Origin of the sequence: Psychrobacter sp. AOP31-B2-9 (genome assembly GCF_052378005.1) — a bacterium.
Taxonomy (GTDB): Bacteria; Pseudomonadota; Gammaproteobacteria; order Pseudomonadales; family Moraxellaceae; genus Psychrobacter.
On sequence record NZ_JBQSXG010000206.1, the window covers coordinates 1 to 3,858 of the forward strand.

The 3,858-nt window shown below is 39.8% G+C and carries 2 protein-coding genes and 1 tRNA gene; 1 reads left to right on the forward strand and 2 read right to left on the reverse strand.

From position 1 onward, the window contains the following. The first annotated feature begins 301 nt into the window (after positions 1-301). On the forward strand, positions 302-1,114 hold the full coding sequence (gene icmH / locus ACT3SX_RS14310; RefSeq protein WP_192520631.1) for a type IVB secretion system protein IcmH/DotU: 813 nt from the start codon (positions 302-304) through the stop codon (positions 1,112-1,114). A 436-nt stretch (positions 1,115-1,550) separates the two neighbouring features. Here icmH and ACT3SX_RS14315 read toward each other — a convergent pair. Continuing rightward, positions 1,551-1,626 (reverse strand) — tRNA-Asn (locus ACT3SX_RS14315). Between the two features lie 336 nt (positions 1,627-1,962). After that, the gene (locus tag ACT3SX_RS14320; protein WP_192520632.1) at positions 1,963-3,165 is read right to left on the reverse strand and encodes a pyridoxal phosphate-dependent aminotransferase; all 1,203 of its coding nucleotides are present in this window, start codon (positions 3,163-3,165) and stop codon (positions 1,963-1,965) included. Between the last annotated feature and the right edge of the window lie 693 nt (positions 3,166-3,858).

Below are 3,858 nucleotides of genomic sequence, written 5' to 3' on the forward strand. Positions count from 1 at the left end.
GTATCATAGATTGTCATTCAACATTTTTATTAGGGCGTGTCTTCATTTCAAAAATGGTGATAAAAATGAGATAAATTGCCGTCAAACAAGAAAAATAGCGCAGATAATATCGGGATATTAACCAGCTATTTGACGATGTTTGGCAAGATTTAGCCACTTTTAGCCCATTTAGATGACTATCGGGTGAATTGAAGACACGCTCTAGTTACTTTTATTGGCGTAGGGTGCGTTTTTATTGTCCTTTTTAAACAGGGACACACCCTAGGTAGTATTCGAAAAATAATACGCATTAGGAACAGTCATGGCAGGAAATAATTCAACGGGTTCTGCGCCTTCACTACTAGATTCAGGTGAGGTAGCATCAAAAGTTTCAGCAACAGGCCTTGATAGGCGTATTAGTAGCCAGTCGTTAGTCGATATCATGTACGACGGCTTTTATTTAGTGTTCTTACTGCGCAATCACTATTTCAGCACTGAGCCGAGAAAATTTCGCCAAAAGATATATAACTTTTTAGATAAGTTTGAGAGCAGTGCGCGCAAAAAAGGTTTTATGTCAGAAGATATTCATGAGGCCAAATACGCTTACTGTGCGTTGATTGATGAAACCATCATGACATCGCAAGAACCAGAGTTTCAGACACTCAAAGATTCTTGGGAGTTAAATCCTTTACAGTTGGATTTGTTTGGTTCACAAGTTGCTGGTAATGAGTTTTTTGATCGCTTGGATGGATTGCGTGAGCAAGGGGAGAAGCATCTACCAGCCTTAGAAGTTTACCACTATGCAATGCTGCTTGGTTTTCAAGGTAAGTATCGTTTAGAAGCCCCTGAAAAAATTCGTTATCTTATCTCGCGATTGGGTGATGAAATTGAGCACCTACGAGGTAACAAGAACGAATTTTCACCATTTTGGGCCATTCCTGATCAGATAAAACATACACTCACGAGTGAGACACCGCTATGGATTATTCTTGCTGTCATGGCGGTGCTATTAACGGTCATATTTGCAACTATGTGGCAGCTCACCAATAGCTTTTCTACTGATCAGCTATCAGCATATGACAATGTGATTCAAGAAAACAAAGAGCAAGCGCATATTTCTATCTTCTTACCTTAATGATGGTTATATCATCACGAGCACATTAAGGTTCTGAATCGCTTGTATCACAGGCAGTCAAATAAAAACGGCATTAGTATAATTATTATACTAATGCCGTTTTTATTTATTAGGGCGTGTCTTCATTTCAAAAATGGTGATAAAAATGAGATAAATTGCCGTCAAACAAGAAAAATAGCGCAGATAATATCGGGATATTAGTCAGCTATTTGACGATTTTTGGCAAGATTTAGCCACTTTTAGCCCATTTAGATGACTATCGGGTGAATTGAAGACACGCCCTAGTGTCATATCGACTAACTAAACCAGATCGTTTGTCTTGTGCACGTAAATTAAGGAAATAACAGCCATAAAAAAACCCTCATCAAATTGATGAGGGTTTTGGCAAATGCCATAATCGAATTAATGATAATTCAAAAGATTTACTACTAAAATGTGGCTCTCCAACCTGGGCTCGAACCAGGGACACACGGATTAACAGTCCGTTGCTCTACCAACTGAGCTATTGGAGAATAGGCTGTAAGTATTTAATACCCTTACAACAAGCTTAGAAAGTCTCTAACGAGTTCTTGCTAAGTGGGGCGTATTCTAGCAAAGATAAAAAATACGTCAAGCTTTTTTTTTCATAATTGGCAAATATTATTATTTTAATGAGTGAATAGGCCGCTTTCTCACGTATTTATTCTAGATTTCGTCCTTCTTCCACTGAGTGTGTGATGAGCATGTCAAAGGCAGGCTGTATATTTAGTATCACTACTGATTATAAAATATTCGAAAAAAGGCGCCATATAGTGAATATGTGGCGCCTTTTTCTATAAAACACTTTTGAAAAAATGATGCTGTAATACTTATTCGGCAACATCCAATTCAGCAACCGCTTTTTCGATACGAGATAACGCATCTTTTAGTGTGGCTTCATCAGTGGCATAAGAGATACGCATGTAACCACCAAGGCCAAATGCGTCGCCAGGTACAACGGCTACGCCGACTTTATCCAATAACCATGCTGAAAATTCAGTACAAGAAGACAAACCAGCGGCTTTGATTAATGGCACGATATTTGGATATACATAAAATGCGCCATCAGGACGCAAGCAGGTAATACCTTTGATGGCGTTTAAGCCGTCAACCACGAGATCGCAACGCTTCTCAAATGCTTCTACCATTGGTTCTAGCACGCTTTGGTCGCCGCTAATGGCTGCTTTTGCTGCGACTTGGCTGATAGAGGTTGGGCATGAAGTAGATTGCGATTGAACTTTTTTCATTGCGCCAATAAGCTTGGCAGGGCCACCAGCATAACCGATACGCCAGCCTGTCATTGCATAGGCCTTAGAGACGCCATTTAAGATAATGGCACGGTCTTTCAGCTCAGGAGCGGCATTTAAGATGTTGTAGAACTTATCACCTGTCCAGCGAATATGCTCATACATGTCATCTGAGGCCACGTAGACTTGTGGGTGCTTTTTCAATACTTCAGCCAGTGCTTTCAGCTCTTCCAAAGTATAGATCATACCAGTTGGGTTAGATGGGCTATTTAATACCAACATTTTGGTTTTATCAGTAATGGCCGCTTCTAGTTGCTCTGGTGTGATTTTGAAGTTTTGCTCAGCTGGGCATTTGACGATGACTGGCACGCCTTCTGCGATGATAACCATGTCAGGATAGCTGACCCAAAACGGTGCTGGAATGATGACTTCATCACCTGGGTTGATAAAGGCTTGAGCAAGGTTGAAAAATGATTGTTTACCACCAACCGATACTAGAATTTCGTTAGGCTCATAGCTGATGTCGTTATCATTTTTGAACTTTTCAATGATGGCTTTTTTTAGCTCTGGCGTTCCGTCGACAGCCGTATATTTGGTAAAACCATTATTAATGGCATCGATGGCTGCTTTTTTGATGTGCTCTGGTGTGTCAAAGTCAGGCTCACCCGCACCCAGACCGATAATATCTTTACCGGCGGCTTTTAGCTCTTTGGCTTTATTAGTAATCGCTAGGGTAGGTGATGGTTTGATGTTATTAACGCGGTCAGACAGTTGCAACTCGCTCATGGGAGATCCTTTTTATATTAGGGCGTGTCCTCAATTCAATCGATAGTCATCTAAATGGGTTAAAAATAGTTAAATTTTGCCAAACGGCGTCAAATAGCTGACTAATATCTAGATATTATCTGCGCTATCTTCCTTGTTTGACTTCAATTTATCTTATTTTCATCACCATTTTTAAAATGAGGACACGCCCTAGTGGGGTTGGTGGAAATCTATTGTGAATTATATAACGTTTTGAATGCTATCAGCATGCGATATTAGAGCGTTTAAGGAATCAATGTTTTTCATATACTGAGAAGGCAGTCACTATTCACAGGCAGCTATTACTCAGCAGTTACTATTCAATAGTAAGCGCATTCACTATTAGTTTTACACTGATTTTCATGTTGATTTTGGCATTGTAGCACGCTGATATTACGCTGTCTTATGACGCTAGTAACATGAGGTGGTACTAAGATGAATGGTTTTGACATTATCTGGTACTACTCAATTAGGGCATGTTGAACATTCAAATATTAGGGCTGCTGATCGCTAAAATTGCACCAACCTAGGCGCAAGCCGCCGATAATATCAAGATCTTAGCTAGGATTCCCTAATCATAATCCAATTTATTATATTGGCAGCTCAACCGATGCTGTTGATTGCGAAGACACAACAATAAACCTATATCTGCACACTATAACTATTTAGATTTTT